The sequence below is a fragment of the Faucicola sp. SE7633 genome, assembly GCF_059264685.1.
In genome coordinates this window covers 1-16,948 of the sequence record NZ_JCADBW010000036.1, presented here as the reverse complement: position 1 = coordinate 16,948, position 16,948 = coordinate 1, and the positions used below count along the sequence as shown (strand labels likewise).

Genomic DNA, 16,948 nt, shown 5'->3' with positions numbered 1-16,948 from the left:
TAGTAAGATTTTAAACATGATGACAGGGTGAAAGGCACTTTCGCCACGGTCACTGCTATGGACATGGCGTAGGGTGTGTTCGATACTTTGCCAGTTGATTAGGTTATGTAGTTCATCGAGTTCTTCGATGGCTTTGTGAGCGTTAATGAGACTGTCTGCTAGGGAGAGTTGCCCTGTTTGTTTCCATGCCATATTCGTGTCTTTTGCCATCTGTTTGATTTTACTGTATTATATCACTTTTACAAACTTTTGTGCATTTGTTCGTGCAAAGGTTTCTAAAAATAATTTTAAACATTCATCTTGGCTAACTTTAATGAATAACCGTATTAATGAAAGTAAACCTTTTATGGCTGATACAGGTGTTCTTGTTTGTGCTATTGACGAGAATGAACATGTTCGTCTAAGTTTAGATTTAAGACAAATATTTTCTGATTCTAACTTTGATCATAATACAATTGCAATTCGTCACAATACCAAAGGGATTCAAGGCGGATATATTTCAATCAATAATGAGTTTGCTCTAACTGTTTCTAGAAAGGGAGAAAAGTCAGAAGGAAAACCCATTCCACTAGAGAATCAAGAATGGACAAACTTTAGAAACTGGGGAGGAGAATCAGAGCGCAATACAGCTAAAAATTGTTTTTATCCTATTTTTGTAAAAGATATGCAAATAGTAGGTTTTGGCGATGTATGCTCAGATGATTTTCATCCTCCGCATAATGAAAAACTATCGAATGGAATTATAGCTGTATATCCAGTTGATGGTAATGGAGTGGAAAGAAAATGGACTTACGCTCTACAAAGTGTTGAAGAAATTAGACATCTGCTAAAAGTTGAAACGCTTAGAAATGGTGATTTAGAAATCAAAAAAACTAGAGATTTTGAAAGGTATAAAACTATTTGGGACGACACAAAATATATTGCTGGTGATTACGGTTCTAAAATTCTTAATAATGTATTAGGGAAAAAATTATTTGATTTCCCAAAGTCGCTACATACAGTTGCTGATACTATTTTAATGACATCAAAGAAAACAGCAACTATTCTCGATTTCTTCGCAGGCTCTGGCACAACCGCCCATGCTACCATTGCCCTCAACCGTGAAGACAATGGCAACCGCAAATATATCCTTATCGAACAAGGCGAATACTTTAACACCGTCATCAAACCCCGTATCCAAAAAGTCATCTATTCAGAAAACTGGAAAGACGGCAAGCCCGCCCTACCCAAAGACAGCAAAACCGCCAATGCCGATGCCCAAAACCAAAACCCATACAACGGCATCAGCCATTGTCTCAAAGTCATCAAACTCGAAAGCTACGAAGACACCCTTAACAACCTAGAACTTAGACGCACAGGGCAACAGCAAAAAATCTTTGACAGCATGAACAATGCCCAAAAAGACGACTACCTTATGCACTACATGCTCGATATTGAGAGCAAAGGCTCACTGCTAAGTGTCGCCGACTTTGCCAAACCATTCGACTATCAGCTTAAAATCACTAGCGATTCGGCAGGGGCATACACCACCCAGCCCATTGACCTCGTCGATACCTTCAACTACCTCATCGGCTTAAACGTGCAAAACATCGACTATCAGCTAGAGCGTGGCTATGTCTTTATTGAGGGCACATTACGCACAGGCGACAAGACCCTTGTGTTTTGGCGTGATACCAGCATCATCGGCTATGACAAACTTGAAAAAACCTTACTTGAGCGTCTTAAAGTCAATCCAAAAGATAAGGAATATCAGCTAATCTACCTCAATGGCGACCACAACATACCAAGCCCATTCATCCATACCGAAGAGGGCGAGCGAAAACTCAAAATCCGCTCAATCGAACAGACGTTCTTTGACAAGATGTTTGAAGAATAAGGGGATATATTGTGGCAAAGAACGCTAAACAAAAAAAAGAGACCAAAGCCAAAATTGTCAAAATCAATTTTCATGACCAATTAATTCTGAACAAATGGCTATGGTCAAAGTTTAACCCGAATAACTTGCGAGGTATGCAAACCCTACTCGATGATGCCATTCATGAAGGGATTGAGCTTGAAGGCGATAATGCTGGGCAAACCAAGTTTTTTACGCGCCTGACCCAAGACTTGCACACAGACAAGCACAGCATTAGCGATGACGACCTACGCCGTTATGACCGTAACATCGTCCAGCATTGGCAACAAGTCACCGAAAAACGTAATGAAGCAGAAGGTTTTGAGCTGAATCTTAAATACTTTCAATACCTTGCCTTGCTCTTTACCGAATACTACCTTGACCATTATTACCACCATCGTGAGCAGATGCTCATTGAGCTTAATGAAGTTTTGGCTGAGTTTAATACCGAGCTTGCCGAGAGCGAAAAACTACAGCCGTATATCGCCGATGACCTGAACAAAATTGCTTACTGGAACGCCACAGGTAGCGGTAAAACGCTGATTATGCATGTCAATATTTTGCAGTATCAGCATTATCATCAAACTGTGAGCGAAAAGATTGACCAAATTATACTACTGACGCCGAATGAAGGCTTAAGTCAGCAACATCTACAAGAGTTTGGGCTGGCGGGTATCAATGCCATGATATTCGACAAGAGCAAAAGCCGTGATGCCATGTTTGACTATGTGCAAATCATTGATATCAACAAACTTGCCGAGCGGGACGGTGATAAGACAGTCGCTGCCGAAAGCCTTGAAGGTAATAATTTGGTTTTGATTGACGAAGGGCATCGGGGAGCGTCGTCAGGTGGTGTATGGATGACATATCGGGATACCTTGACCAAAAATGGCTTTAGCTTTGAGTATTCAGCCACTTTTGGGCAAGCGGTGAGCAAAGCCAAAAACGTCACCAAACAGCAAGAAGACATTCTTAAAGCCAAAGCTAAGCTCAATTATGGTAAGACCGCACTCAGTAATCTTAGTGAAAGCCAACTACAAGCCATTGCCCTTGATGAACTTGAACAACAAAAAGCTCGTCGTGAAGCCCTCAAAGAGGTGTACGCCAAAGGCATTATCTTTGACTACTCATATCCGCATTTCTACAAAGATCAATTTGGCAAAGAAGTCAGCATCTTGAACATGAAAAAAGAGCGGGATGAGACCGAAGAAAATCTATATCTCACTGCCTGTCTGCTCACTTTTTACCAACAACAATACCTGTATCAGAAGAACACCAAAGCCCTTGAACCTTTTATGGTAGAAAATCCATTATGGGTATTTGTCGGTAACAAAGTGAATGACGAAAACTCAGATATCTTGACCATTATCAAGTTTTTGGCAAACTTCCTAGACCCACAGAACCAAGCCCGCAATACAGAGTGGATTCATGATTTAATCACCAACAAAGACCAATTATTAGATGCCAAAGGCAACAATATCTTTCATAAGCGATTTGATGCGTTACTTGGGCAAGATGCCAAACAAGTCTATCAAGACATATTGCAGACTTTCTTTAATGCCCAGAGCAATCATCGTCTCAATGTGATTCGTATTACCCAAAATACGGGAGAATTGCGTCTGCAAGTCGGTGAAAATGACCCATTTGGGGTGATTAACGTCGGCGATGAGAAAAACTTATTTGATACCGCGGAAGAATTCGCCAAAGACTTTTATTTGAATACCCGTACTGATGACTTCAGCCCGAGCTTATTTAACACGCTCAATGATGCTGATAGCAAGACCCATCTGTTCATTGGCTCTCGCAAGTTTACCGAAGGTTGGAGTAGCTGGCGAGTTTCGACAATGGGCTTGCTGAATATGGGGAGTGGCGAAGGCTCACAGATTATCCAGTTATTTGGTCGTGGGGTACGGCTAAAAGGTGAGAATTTTTCGCTCAAACGTACTGATCGCAACACCTACAGCAATGCTCAGAACAAAGCGTTAAGACTTAATCTACTGCAAACGCTCAATATCTTTGGCTTGCACGCTGACTACATGGAAAAATTCCGTGAGTATCTCACTGATGAAGGGATTGAATTTGAGCAAGATTTACTGACCTTGGATTTTGATACAAAGCGTCAAGTCACTGCCCAAAAACTCAAAACCTTGGTACTCAAAGACGGGTATAAAGACAACCAAGCCAATGGCTTTAAGCAAAAGGTTAAATTATCTCTTTTCAAAATCCCACCCGAATATCAAGGCAAAATCAAACCCATCAAAGTGGTGCTAGACCTATACCCACGCCTGCAAGCTTTTAACACGGATAAAAGCTGGGAATCATCCACCATCGAAGACCATCGACAACAGCATGAAATCAGCCCTGATATTATGGCGTTCTTTGATTTTGATGACTTGTATCTACAGCTTCAGCAGTACAAATTTCAGCGAGGCTACCCCAATCTGCAATTGAGTGTTGATAGTCTGCGAGATTTTTGTCTACAAAAAATTGATAACACCACCGAAGCAGGACAAGCAAAAGACTGGTACACCTTGTATGCCGATGTCAGCAAACTTGGCACGGGGATGCAGGCGGTACAGGCTCAGCAAGCGATATTACTTGAGCTTTTGCAAGCTTATATGGATAAATTCTACAAAACCATCAAAAATGCCTACGAGCGTCAGTATTATGAGGTTAGAGAGTTTGACGTTAATGATGCTGATTTCCCCATCGAATTCTGCGACAAATACACCTTTACTGCCAAAACTGTGGATGACAATGATGCCTTTGCCGTGCATAAAGAGCGATTGGAACAGCTTCAAACATTGGTCAATGATGGCAAAGTCGAGGCAATGGCGAACTGGCAAAGTGCCGACCAAGGCTTTCGAGCAATTGTATTTGACAAGCACCTGTACTATCCCCTATTTAGCAAAAACACGGACAAGCTACCCTTCATTTGGTCGCCAATGATGTTCGATTACGATACCAAAGGCAGAAGTAGTGAGGTGATGTTTGTCGATGACTTACAAGCCTATATCAACTCGCCCAAACAGTTGTCACAGCTCAATGACTATCATATTTATCTGATGCGTAATCCGAGTAGCAAGAATAAAGGCTTGGGATTTGCCTTAGCGGGGAATTTTTATCCAGATTTCTTGTTGTGGCTAGTCCATAAACAGACGGGCAAGCAATATCTAACCGTCATTGACCCTAAAGGCATCCGCAATATGTCTGTCGATGATGCCAAAATAAATCTGTATCAAGAAATCAAAACCATTGAGGCACAGGTAAGCGGGGAATTGGTGCTTAATAGCTTTATTTTGTCAGTAACGCCGTTTGCGGAGATGGTGGATAAGTCTGTGAGTGCTGATAAGCTTAAAGAGCGAAATGTGCTGTTTATGACGGATAATAAGCAGTATTTGGACGATATGTTTGCAAGGATTTTGTCCTAATTTAATGAAAAAAATTAATTGAGGAGGTTTAGTATGGGGTTTCCATTGAATTCTTATGAGACTTTTAAAATACTCTCAAACCCAAAAGATGATTTTTATAATTATGTTAGGGACTCAATTAAAGATTTTACACTTTTTGGATTGGTTATACACGACCCCAAAATACATACAGATTTCGATAAGAATATACACAAAAATTTCTCTCGTTTTGATAGACATACGGGTGAGAATTTTTTGTTTTTTTCACTTGTAACACCCTCGGATGAATGGGTAAGCCGTATTAGACGAAGAAGTTATGCTCTTTTTATAGAAAAACACAGGAAAGGGATAGATTCTCAACTGGATGTCTATGGCTTCTGTAAGTATTTGGGAATAGATTATAACGATTTACCAGTAATTGTACTCAGCAATAGTTTAACATTCGACGATTTAGTTGTTATAAAAACCGACCACAAATATTTAGAAAAACAATTTGAGTTAATCAGTGATTTTTGTGACCATGTCTATGGGCGTTTTGATATGTCTTTAGACGAGAGGTTTAAACAATTACTCTTTAACTTAAAAATCGAAGAAATGGCACCTTATAGTTTAAACTCTTCCTCTATTGCTCAGGGCATTGTAGCTTTATATTCAAAAGCCAACTATGAAGAAGTTTTAAGAGAAATAAAGAAGCTAAAAAATATTAATAATACTCAAATAGATGATGAAGTCAGTCAGAGAATAGATGAATTAATCTTATTTTTATCAACACGTTTAGCTCAGTCAAATAAATATTCTATTCCTATTCTGAAGTTAGGAAATGATTACGAATCTGAGAGTTATATTTTACAACAAACTTTTAATGCGGTTACACTTTCTCTACTCAATCCGAAATCAGCAATAGATACTTCAATTGGCATTTTACCTATTACCAAGATATTCGAGATTGAAGTTAATTTATCGTTTGTACAATATATTAGAGAAACGCTAGATATTGATATGCCCACCTATTTCAATAAACCTTTTAGAAATCGTGGAAATTTTAAATTTTATCCCGATGAAAAAATAGTGGGAAATAATCCTAAGCCAATAGATTTCAATCAAATTAAAAACAACAAATTCATTCCACCAGGTATTGGTCAAACTGAAGTTGCTGTTAAAACATTATCCTTTAAAGGTAATTTACCCCAAGAATTCATGGATAGTAGGTTTCGAGACTTTATGCTTCAATGGCAAACACTTAGAGAGATAAGAAATTTGGCTGCTCATACAGGTAGTTTAGGAGAACAAGAGTTAAAAAGAGTTTTACGAGCTTTCCAATGGATGGAAAGCAACGGTTTCAATAGAAAAATTATTGAATTAAAAAATGAACTTAAAGGTTAATTTATAGTTACACCTAAAGAGCCATTGATGAACAATATAACACCTCACCAGCTTAAATATCTCGCTTGGGAAATAACCAAAAAACGCACCGCATCAGACAATGACAGACTATCTCAATCGCTATTTGATGCCCAAGTCGATGTCAATCCGCACCAAATCGAAGCGGCACTTTTCGCTCTCAATAACCCCTTAAGCCGAGGCGTGATACTCGCCGATGAAGTCGGGCTTGGCAAAACCATCGAAGCTGCCCTCGTCCTGTGCCAGTATTGGGCAGAATCTCGCAGAAACTTATTGATTATTGCCCCTGCTGCTTTGCGTAAACAATGGGCGCAAGAGCTTCAAGAAAAATTCAACTTGCCTGTGCAAGTGCTAGACTTTGTTACTTGGAAGAAACTACGTCAGCAAGGTATATATAACCCCTTTGACAATAAAAAAATCTCGATTGTATCCTATAATTTTGCTATGCGAATGGAACATGAAATTGGCAAAATCGCTTGGGATTTAGTGGTCATTGATGAGGCACATCGATTGCGAAATGCCCATCGTTCCAGTAACAAGATTGGTAACAGTCTTAAAAAATCCTTGATAGGTCGCAAAAAACTACTGCTTACCGCTACACCGCTACAAAATTCATTGATGGAGCTATATGGACTTAGCACCGTCATCGATGAACATCTATTTGGTGATGATAAGACGTTTCGTCAGCAGTTTGTCCAACATAACAATAACGAATCGCTCAAACGTCGCCTAGCCGAATTTATGCAGCGTACCTTGCGTAAAGACGTACTTGAGTATGTGCCTTATACCAATCGTCATGCGTTAACTGTTCCCTTTACACCTAGCGATAAAGAACAACGCCTATATGAGCTAATTAGTGCTTATCTACAACGTGATTTTAGTTATGCCTTTCCACAGCAACAACGGCACCTAATTGCCATTATCTTGCGTAAACTATTGGCATCGTCCACGCCCGCTGTCATCGCCACCTTGGAGTCAATTCGCAAGCGTCTGCAAGCGATAGTCGATGAACAAACGCTTGATGAAGATTGGCTTAGTAACTTTATTACTGAAGATGACCTAGATGAAGAACTACTCGAAGAAATCGAGATTGAAGAAGGTGAAAGTACACCTGTCGATATAGATTTACTGACCGCAGAAATTGCCGAGATTGATACCTACTTAGAGCTTGCCCGCCAAATTCATGAAGATGAAAAATCATTTGCTTTGCTCACTGCCATTGAGCAAGGCTTCGCTCGAATGTTTGAAATGGGAGCAAGCCGAAAAGCCGTTATCTTTACCGAGTCACGGCGTACCCAAGATTATCTCATGGAATTTTTGCAAGCCAACGGTTTTGGGGGTAAGGTTATCGCCTTTAATGGTACAAATAGCAGCACCGTCAACACAGGCATCTACCAAAAATGGCTCGCCAAGCATATTGGCAGTGATAGAGTAACTGGCTCGCCCGCCATTGATAGACGAACTGCTTTGATTGATGCCTTTAGACATGAAGCTGAGATATTGATTGCCACTGAAGCAGCGGCTGAAGGGGTAAACCTACAGTTTTGTTCTCTGGTAATCAATTATGATTTGCCTTGGAATCCACAACGTGTGGAACAACGAATCGGTCGCTGTCACCGCTATGGGCAAGCATTTGATGTGGTTGTAGTGAACTTCTTAAACGAGCGAAATGCCGCTGATCAGCGGGTATTAGAGTTATTGACCGAAAAATTTGCGTTATTTGATGGGGTATTTGGGGCATCCAATGAAATCTTAGGTACTATCGAGAGTGGCATTGATTTTGAGCAACGTATCGCCCAAATCTATGACCAATGCCGTACCCCTGATGAGATTGAAGACAGTTTTGCCAAGCTTCGACAAGACTTACAAAATCAAATTAACCAAAAGATGCAACAGACTCGTGAGTTACTGCTAAAGCACTTTGATGCCGATATTCACGATCTGCTCAAAATCCAAAAACAACGAGCTGAAGAACAACTTGACCGTATCAGCCAATTCTTTTGGCTAATTACCCAAGCGATGCTTGCCCCCTTTGCTAGGTTCGCTAAAAACGAATTAAGCTTTGTACTGCATACTTCCCCTATACTCGATATCAAAACAGGTCGCTATCAACTGATTCGTAAAGGCGATAGTATACCAGAACAGACCTATATCTACCGTCTAACGCATCCGCTTGGTGAGTATGTGCTTGACCAAGCCAAGCATCTTGCCACACCCAATACTGCTATCGAATTTGACTATAGTCATTATCCACAAAAAGTTTCAAGTCTTGATAATCTCATCGGACAATCAGGCTGGCTTGCAGTCAATGTCTTGACCTTACAATCATTTGATATCGAAGAGCATTTGATTATCACGGCAATGACTGATACGGGCGAGGTGCTTGCTCCCGAAGTATGTCAACGCCTCATGCGATTGGACGCTCAAGTGGTCAATACCCCGATTGATATGAATCAAGCTATTTTTATGGATAAATTCATGCCGACCATTGAGTTACAACGACAATCTACGCTCAGTCAAGCCTTAGAAGCCAATCAAATTTTCTTTAAGAAAGAACAAGATAAGATTGACCAATGGGCTGAAGATAAACTGAAAGCCGTCGAACTGGCACTTGAGGATATCAAAGTAAAGGTAAAAAGCTTGCAACGTGAAGCTCGCCAAGCCAACACCATTGAAGAGCAAAGAGAAAGACAAGAAGCCGTCAAACAAGCCGAAAGAGAGCAGCGTAAAATGCGTCAGAGGATTTTTGATGTGGAAGATGAGATTTCAGCACAGCGGGATGCTTTGATAAGTGGTCTTGAAAATGCGTTGCATCGTAAAAGTAGCTTCGAAAATCTCTATGTAATTCAGTGGATAATCAATTAATAACTGAAGTTACGCAAACCATCTATATGTTGCGTTTTTAAATCTCCAAAAACCGAATATATAGTAGTATTTCTATTCTTTCTGCGTAACTCCACTTAATAATTCAATTTAGACAAGACATTCTATGGAGTCAGAAATGGTAAGATTTTTAGCAATTAAGACCAACTATGATAATCGTCAATCTCTACCACCACATTTAAAGTACTCACGACTTCCAACATTTAAAGAATATAACCATTATCTTAAAAGATTTCATGAAGAGAATATTGGTGGAAATGGTTTTCACGAATGTCTTAACTTCGCAATTCCAGAGAATGGAAATTCTAATGTAAATTTTTACATTCCGCCCACTTGTTTACCAAAAAGTGACTCTAGTGAAGATGAACTAGTAATTTTTACGTTTACTTACCCCACTCTCAGAACCTGTTCACAATCTTTTCAATAACAAAGCGATGAAAGCAAGATTGGTAAATTGAAGGCTCGAATTTAAAAGACGCTCACAGTTTCTCCATAGACGTCTATTTTTCTCAAGCCAAGCAAACGAACGTTCTACAACCCATCGCTTTGGTATGACTTTAAACGTATGCAGTTCATCTCTTTTGGCAACTTCTGTGGTAACGGTTTCGCCTAAAAGGGTCTTTACACTATTGGCAAATGCCTCGCCTCGATAACCGCCATCAACCATCACATTTTTTACCCGGCTTAAGCGTTTAGCATGTTGACGAAGTAACGTTTTAGCACCTTCACGGTCGGTGATATTGGCAGTGGTAATACAGATAGCATGCGGCAAGCCTTGGCTGTCTACCGCAATATGGCGCTTAATCCCTGATACTTTCTTTCCTGCGTCATAGCCTTTGTGTTTGGCGGTATCTGTATTTTTTACGCTTTGAGCATCGATGATGATAAAACTGGTTTTGCCCTTACTTTTGGGCATAAATTAATTTCTTTTTAGACTTTCTTCTAAAATAGAAATCATTCTATCACCATGGTCTTTAATTTCGCTAGAACTCCACTTTGGGTAGCTCATCATAATTGACTGTTTAATACTTTCAGCAATATCATTTGCTTTAAAATGGTCCTTTTTAGCTTCTGGGCTAAAATTATTCAGTCTTGAATTTGAGCTATTTGATATTAAACAAAGATTGCCAAAACTATTTAATATATTGGAATCTAACAGGTCATGATTTTCAAAAGGTGTTTGGGGATAATAATGCTCGACAGAGCTTCTAAAGGTAAACTCAAAGTTTTTAATTTTTTCAAAAATACTTTTGTCATTACCATTCTCAATTAAAATAGCTTTATAAAAACTTTCATCCTTCCACAAAATAAAATCCAAATAGTTAAAAATAAAGTTTTCAATCTGTGTCCCATTATTCAAATTTGATTCATCTATTTTGTTACTATTGAAATCTATGCTCTCTTCTGATTTTGCGATAATCTCATCAAATTCTAACTTTGAGGACGACAAATAACGGTAAGCCATAAAGCATTTTGCAAGCTTTTCAAGATATTCATAAAGTTCTTGACCTGTTTGACAGTCAGATTGGATATCCATACCATTTAGATGATTAAGTAACGCCAATAGCCAATTTTTGTAAGTCTGACTTGGGTTTGACACATGAAACATGGCTTGAATCATAATTAATGATTTGTTGAGTTCAGCACTTTCATCTTTATCTGAAATGCTTACTGTATTGATGTAAGACTGTGAATCCTTACTATACGAATTAAGTCTTTTGAGACTCCATTGATTACGGTTTTCAAAGTATTCCCGCTTAATCACAAATTTATCAAATAAAAATTTGGTTTTTAACAATAGATAGCCAAACGCTTTAACTTGCTCTGGTGTACTTACATGAGAAGTAAAAATGTTATTGTCTAACAAAAATTTGTCATCGAGCCTGATTTTAGAATCTTTAGTCATAATTCTAAGCACGATTAACAAAAAATTTGGAAAATTAATTACAGGATTAAATCTATCAGGCTTTTCTTTATTCTTATTTTCTTCATCGTTTTGAATAAAAATATTTGGGTTTTCTAAAATACTTGCCAAAGAAATATTATTAGTTTCACTATTAAGGTTTTCATCTTTAATGTTTTCAAATTTCTCTTTAAAGCATTGGGTTAAATCATCGAAGTTTTGTGCCGACAGCCTATTCCAATCATTACCAAATATTTGTTGTCGAACAGTATTATCAAAGCCATATTGAACATATCGTTCCATGTTGGCACAAGCTTCCCAAATATTTGCAAACAGTTGATAAGCGGGTTTATCATCTTTGATTATATTTAAAAGGCGGGATTTGAGAATTTCATGTTTTTCAAGCTGTTCACCACGGCTATTCATAATCTCAAAATAATGATTCAAATCGGTGTCTTCTGGCACTTCTACACGCAAAATTTTAACGGAGTCCATCAGATAATTTATAAATTGCTGCTTATCCGCTTCAGATTTTTTTGATAAGAACTTATGAATGATGTCATATGCTTGAGTGATATTATCGACCGCATCACCCTTTTCACCATTTACTAATGACTTTAAGCTTTTAGTCGAGCGTTCACGACTGTCAAAATTTAAGTGTGAAATTAATTCAGGTGAATTTGGAATCAAGGTTTTGTCTTTAAAATAGTCTTTAAAGATTTCATTTTTCAGTACATAGGTCAATAAAATCATCAACGTAGTGACTCGTTGTTGCCCGTCAATCGTTTCATAAACAACTTGATTCCCATTTTTTCGTGGGTAAACAATCAGCGTGCCAATATAATAGTTATCATTGCTGTTCATGACGCTAAAGATATCATCAAGCATTTGATTAATTTCTTTTTCTGTCCAAGCGTAATCACGTTGATAAATGGGTATGACGTAATTACTTTTGAACAAATCTTGCAAATTAAGTAAGCTTAAATCGTTATTTTTCATTTTTTATTCCTTGAAATTCTTTGGCTAAATTTATGATTGATTCACTGTTTTTAGCTTTTGATTCAATTTTAAAGTTAACTAACAACTGAGTGATTTCTTTTGGATGGGTTGCTTCATAAATTTTGTTAAATAACATAAGGTCTTTTCTAGCGTGATTATCGATAGACTCAATAAAAACAGATTGTTGGGTTAAACGAATTTGATAAGCCCATAAAAATATAACTTTAACGGCTTTTTCAATCTCTATTAGCCCAAACTTATCCCAATAAAAAAGTACCGCACTATCAAATAAACGTCTCACATATTTGTCGCCTGTTCTATGTTTGTATTCTTGATTATCCAAAATGCTAATTATTCGATTCGTTTGCTCATTTTCTTTTAATTCCTTAAAAAGGTTATCTTTGCTTTTTTGGTAATAGCTAACCATATCAAAGAAATGCCGACCATTAATCATAGTTTGGGAAAGTTGGAAGGGAAAATGCACATCTTGATTGTCAAACAACCTATCAGGTGAGTTCTTATAATGTTGGGTAAAAGATTCCAGCATTCTTAATGTTTGAGCGTAGGGATAAGCTGGCGATTTCTTAAGATTAATGCCTTTGAAAATGTCGATATCAGACTTACTAAAATAGCGTGCTGATTGACGTTTTGACCATTGCCGAATAGGGTATAAATATAGAGCGAACAATTTAGCTAGATCTTCTGATTTGATATCTTCCCATTGGCTAACCACAGCAATTTTTTCACTTGATTCGCTGTCATTCATTTCTCGCAAATGAAAGGCTTTTAGAAGGTCATGAGGCTCTAAGTCTTTGCCACGAGCGTTTTGTGAATCAAAAAATTGAAAAGCTTCTGATTCGCTTTTTAGAATAATTTGCACCATCTCGCATTGCTCTGAAAAAAATTTGGCAAATTTTTCATTTGCAATATCACTAGCTCGGCTAATAACTGCTTGGTAGTTTTTGGCGATGTTTTTATGCGAAATGGTATTGCTAAATTTTAAATAGTTTAAAAAATGGCTAACATCTCTATCAAGAAAGTTACCATCAGATAGAACCTTCGCAATTAACAGTATCGTTATAAAACGTTGTTGCCCATCAACAATTTCTAACTCACCATTATTATCATGGACAACCATGGTACCTAGACGGTATTTGGACTTTTCTTGATGTAGTAGGATGTCATCAATGAGTTGATTGGTATTTTTTACAGTCCATTTGTAGGGACGTTGATATTCTGGAATAGTTAAATTTCCCTGTTTAAAAATCTCTACTATTGTCTTAATCTCATAGTTTGGCTTCTGGTTATCTAGCATTCATATTTTCCTTGATTAAAATTTTTTTAAATTCACATATTATATCGATGTAAAATTTAACTTTTGTACATTGCTTCTTGTAAGCTATTTAAAGCATCTAACGCTCCCATACTCACCCCAAAACAATTACTCTTATTAGGCACTTGCGGTTCTCGCAGATTAACACGCAGTAAGCTTACTGATTCGTTGATTGGATGCTGGATCAATCGCTCACCAAAATTACGCACACTTGGTACAGCCGTCCCCGCCCCTAACTCAACAATAGCTAGATTGTTAACTTGCTTTAGCCAAGCCATTAGCTTCTGCTCTTTTTCGTCTTGCATCTGCGATTGCCAATGCCAATCGCCAAACATCAAAATATTAGGACGAGCCATACCACCACAGTGTGGACAGCTTGGAAATTCATTGATTAGCTGGCAATATTCTTCATCGACTACGGGCTTGAAATCGTCCGCTGACCAAATAGCTTGCGTGCAATTATCCAAACACTGCAACCAATGAATCGAACCATGACATTCAAATACTTGGTCATCCTCAAATCCAACTTTTTGAAATTCACCATCGACATTACTGGTAAACACAAATGAGCCATGTATTAGACTTGGCAAGGTATCTGACCATTGTTTGAGTAGATGAAAGCCTTGATGCGGCTCTACTGCTCGGTAAGCATTAATGCGTAGCCCATAAAACCCCCATGCCAATTTTGGGTCGGTATAAAAAAGCTCGGGCGTTGCCATATCGACAAAGCTTTTGCCCAGATGCTTAAGCGGTGGATAGGCTTTCCAAAAGCCTTGATCGCCCCGAAAGTCAGGTAAACCTGAATCCACGCCCATCCCTGCCCCTGCGGTGATAAGCAAGCCATCAGCTTGTTTAAAGTGTTCGGCAAACTGTATCAATTTGGTTTGATTATCCATTTTTATTCCTTTGCCATTGTCGTCTGAGATATTCTTGAATTGAATTACCGGTTCCTCCAGTTGGCTGCTTTGGCATATTCTGTCCTCTAGTGACTGATTCAATATCATTTTCTTCATCCGAATAAACTAGGAACATGCAAATAAAACAACCTTACTCACCCTCTTTCCAAGAATCAAATTCCTCAAAAAAATTAACTTCTGAAGTTACGCAGCCCTTTAAGAAAGCGTTATCATAACAAAAAAACTAGTCACCGAGAGTAAACAAATGAATAAAGACATGATAGAACTCTACAGCGACTACCTCATCGCAAGTTTTGGTCAAACCACTGCCACAGGACTTGCCAACCTACTACAAGGGAGCATCTACCATGACAGCATCACCCGATTTTTAAACAACGAAACACTCACCGCCAAAGAACAGTGGCAACTGATTAAACCCATGCTAAGACAGCATGAAAATGCCACACCCAATGCCACAGGCTATCTCATCTTTGACGACACCATACAGCCCAAACCGCACACAAGCGTCGACGACATCAACTGTTGGCATTACGACCATACCCAAAATAAAAACATCAAAGGTATTAATCTACTTAACTGTCTATACCATCGCAAAGACATCGACATACGCTTAAGCTTTGACATCATCACCAAACCCAACGTCTTTACCGATGACAAAGGCAACATTAAACGTAAAAGCGATAAAACCAAAAATCAGCGACTGCTGGAAATGTTCGACATGGCAGTTAAAAACCAAGTCAAATTTAGCTATGTATTAGCCGATTCATGGTTTTAAGCCAATGCAACATTCAAACATATTCGTAAAGCCAATAAGCATTTTATCTTTGCATTAAAGTCAAATCGCTTAGTGGCTTTAACCCCTGATGATAGACAAAAAGGTAACTTTGTACGTATTGATGAATCTAATTTACCCGATAATACCCCTGTTCACGGCTTTTTAAATGACTACCATGATGAAGTCTTGTTATTACGCCGAGTCTTTACAAACAAGGACGGTAGCACAGGGATTTTATATCTGGTCTGCTCAGATTTACAATGCGACAAGGATACGTTTATCAACAGCTATCAAAAACGATGGCAGGTTGAAGTGTATCATAAGTCGTTAAAGCAAAATGCCAATTTGGGTAGGTCCCCTGTGCATAGCCAAAGGGCACGGTTTAATCATATCTTTTTAGCCACGTATGCGGTGTTTAAGCTTGAGTGTTTGAAAATCAAAACCAAGTTGAATCATTTTGCTTTGCGTTTGAAGTTACTCGTATCTGCTAATCAGTCGGCTTTTGCCCAGCTTAAGGCTATGAGCGGTGCGTAACTTCAGTTATTAAAAAGATTGTGAACAGGTTCTTAGAATTTGTCGGTGTTACGCAGGTAAGGAATTCTGCTGATGAACCCATATTCTCACCAATCAAGGCCTCTTTAATATCTTTGGCACTGGTCACTTTGCCGTTAGCTGCATTACGGAAAACTGTTGGTATGGATTTACCGTTATACTTCGAGGTATTTGCACCAGATAAGACCCATCCATCACCACTCTCACTACAAATATAGCTTTCTTGATTATTGATAATATCTTGGTAACCTTTTGCTTGGATTACTGTTTTAAAAATAGTTTTTGAAGCTTCACCATATTTTGGGTTATCAAACTTGCATTGTTTAAAGTCATTTGATTTGACATTTTTTACTTGAGCTTCAGTTTTTGATGTGATGAAAGCACAGCTAATACTACCTGTCTTTTTGCCATTTTCATAAACAGTACAATTACCATTTTGGGTTGCTGATGACTGCCCAGCAAATGCAAGACTAGCAAACCCTATTGAACCGACTAACAATATTGGAGTTAATATTTTCATAATTTATTTCCATTATTAAACTTAATTGGTTTAAAATATAAATCTATTTAGAACTAAATTTGTTCTATTATTTAGAGACCTTTGCACAAACCAGCGACCATCTCTCGACACCAATTTCAAACTCAACTAAAAACAGGAATTGGTGTTAAAGAAGCGAAAAAAGTCACCGAATTGGCATAAAAGCCTCCTAAATTGCCGTAAATTAACGTCTATTGGCTAGTTTTACCAACCAACAGACACAATAACCCTAAGCGACCCCATATTTTCGCTTCAAGCCTAGGGCAGTTTTTAAATTATGCACTATGCTAGCAAGCAAAGTACTGGTATGAAATTGCATTAACCCAAGGTGACGAGCCTTATT

The 16,948-nt window shown here is 38.3% G+C and carries 10 protein-coding genes and 3 pseudogenes; 6 read left to right on the top strand and 7 right to left on the bottom strand.

Annotated elements, in window-relative coordinates:
* A partial coding sequence (locus tag AC5L4R_RS09965; protein ID WP_494472339.1) for a transposase occupies nt 1-192 on the bottom strand: 192 nt, incomplete at its 3' end.
* On the opposite strand from AC5L4R_RS09965, the gene AC5L4R_RS09960 reads away from it, so the two are divergent.
* The 4 genes from AC5L4R_RS09960 (at nt 146) to AC5L4R_RS09945 (ending at nt 9,570) form a co-directional block, all read left to right on the top strand.
* Nucleotides 146-1,876: a DNA methyltransferase gene (locus AC5L4R_RS09960; RefSeq protein ID WP_494473723.1), complete on the top strand. Its 1,731-nt coding sequence runs from the start codon at nt 146-148 to the stop codon at nt 1,874-1,876. The genes AC5L4R_RS09965 and AC5L4R_RS09960 overlap by 47 nt on opposite strands.
* A 134-nt stretch (nt 1,877-2,010) precedes the next feature.
* Entirely contained in the window at nt 2,011-5,325 is a 3,315-nt protein-coding gene (locus AC5L4R_RS09955) for a DEAD/DEAH box helicase family protein (protein ID WP_494473722.1), read from the top strand.
* A 33-nt stretch (nt 5,326-5,358) separates the two neighbouring features.
* Nucleotides 5,359-6,687: a hypothetical protein gene (locus AC5L4R_RS09950; protein ID WP_494473721.1), complete on the top strand. Its 1,329-nt coding sequence runs from the start codon at nt 5,359-5,361 to the stop codon at nt 6,685-6,687.
* 27 nt (nt 6,688-6,714) lie between these two features.
* On the top strand, nt 6,715-9,570 hold the full coding sequence (locus tag AC5L4R_RS09945) for an SNF2-related protein (RefSeq protein ID WP_494473720.1): 2,856 nt from the start codon (nt 6,715-6,717) through the stop codon (nt 9,568-9,570).
* Between the two features lie 427 nt (nt 9,571-9,997).
* Here AC5L4R_RS09945 and AC5L4R_RS09940 read toward each other — a convergent pair.
* From AC5L4R_RS09940 to AC5L4R_RS09925, 4 genes and pseudogenes are all read right to left on the bottom strand, one after another.
* Nucleotides 9,998-11,053, bottom strand: a pseudogene (locus AC5L4R_RS09940) (IS5 family transposase).
* Nucleotides 11,054-11,875: 822 nt separating this feature from the next.
* Nucleotides 11,876-12,490, bottom strand: a pseudogene (locus tag AC5L4R_RS09935) (DUF262 domain-containing protein); the annotation flags it as partial.
* Nucleotides 12,480-13,805: a DUF262 domain-containing protein gene (locus AC5L4R_RS09930; RefSeq protein WP_494473719.1), complete on the bottom strand. Its 1,326-nt coding sequence runs from the start codon at nt 13,803-13,805 to the stop codon at nt 12,480-12,482. The pseudogene AC5L4R_RS09935 and the gene AC5L4R_RS09930, both read right to left, overlap by 11 nt.
* Nucleotides 13,806-13,861: 56 nt before the next feature.
* Nucleotides 13,862-14,836: an SIR2 family NAD-dependent protein deacylase gene (locus tag AC5L4R_RS09925; protein ID WP_494473718.1), complete on the bottom strand. Its 975-nt coding sequence runs from the start codon at nt 14,834-14,836 to the stop codon at nt 13,862-13,864.
* Between the two features lie 160 nt (nt 14,837-14,996).
* Here AC5L4R_RS09925 and AC5L4R_RS09920 point away from each other — a divergent pair, with 160 nt between their 5' ends.
* Nucleotides 14,997-15,515 carry a transposase gene (locus AC5L4R_RS09920; RefSeq protein ID WP_494473717.1) on the top strand — a complete coding sequence of 173 codons (519 nt, stop codon included), beginning with the start codon at nt 14,997-14,999 and terminating at the stop codon, nt 15,513-15,515.
* A gap of 21 nt (nt 15,516-15,536) precedes the next feature.
* Nucleotides 15,537-16,049, top strand: coding sequence for a transposase (locus AC5L4R_RS09915; RefSeq protein WP_494473724.1), 513 nt, complete (start codon nt 15,537-15,539; stop codon nt 16,047-16,049).
* On the opposite strand, the gene AC5L4R_RS09910 is transcribed toward AC5L4R_RS09915, so the two are convergent.
* Together AC5L4R_RS09910 and AC5L4R_RS09905 are read right to left on the bottom strand one after the other, a co-directional pair.
* Nucleotides 16,033-16,587: a hypothetical protein gene (locus tag AC5L4R_RS09910; RefSeq protein WP_494473716.1), complete on the bottom strand. Its 555-nt coding sequence runs from the start codon at nt 16,585-16,587 to the stop codon at nt 16,033-16,035. The two genes, AC5L4R_RS09915 and AC5L4R_RS09910, sit on opposite strands and share 17 nt — an antisense overlap.
* Nucleotides 16,588-16,834: 247 nt before the next feature.
* Nucleotides 16,835-16,948: pseudogene (locus AC5L4R_RS09905) on the bottom strand (IS5/IS1182 family transposase); the annotation flags it as partial.

Excerpts from the sequence above, each read along its gene's own strand:
- AC5L4R_RS09960 (WP_494473723.1), top strand. The coding sequence starts at position 146 with ATGAGACTGTCTGCTAGGGAGAGTTGCCCTGTTTGTTTCCATGCCATA.
- AC5L4R_RS09955 (WP_494473722.1), top strand. The coding sequence starts at position 2,011 with ATGCAAACCCTACTCGATGATGCCATTCATGAAGGGATTGAGCTTGAA.
- AC5L4R_RS09950 (WP_494473721.1), top strand. The coding sequence starts at position 5,359 with ATGGGGTTTCCATTGAATTCTTATGAGACTTTTAAAATACTCTCAAAC.
- AC5L4R_RS09945 (WP_494473720.1), top strand. The coding sequence starts at position 6,715 with ATGAACAATATAACACCTCACCAGCTTAAATATCTCGCTTGGGAAATA.
- AC5L4R_RS09930 (WP_494473719.1), bottom strand. The coding sequence starts at position 13,805 with ATGCTAGATAACCAGAAGCCAAACTATGAGATTAAGACAATAGTAGAG.
- AC5L4R_RS09925 (WP_494473718.1), bottom strand. The coding sequence starts at position 14,836 with ATGAAGAAAATGATATTGAATCAGTCACTAGAGGACAGAATATGCCAA.
- AC5L4R_RS09920 (WP_494473717.1), top strand. The coding sequence starts at position 14,997 with ATGATAGAACTCTACAGCGACTACCTCATCGCAAGTTTTGGTCAAACC.
- AC5L4R_RS09910 (WP_494473716.1), bottom strand. The coding sequence starts at position 16,587 with ATGAAAATATTAACTCCAATATTGTTAGTCGGTTCAATAGGGTTTGCT.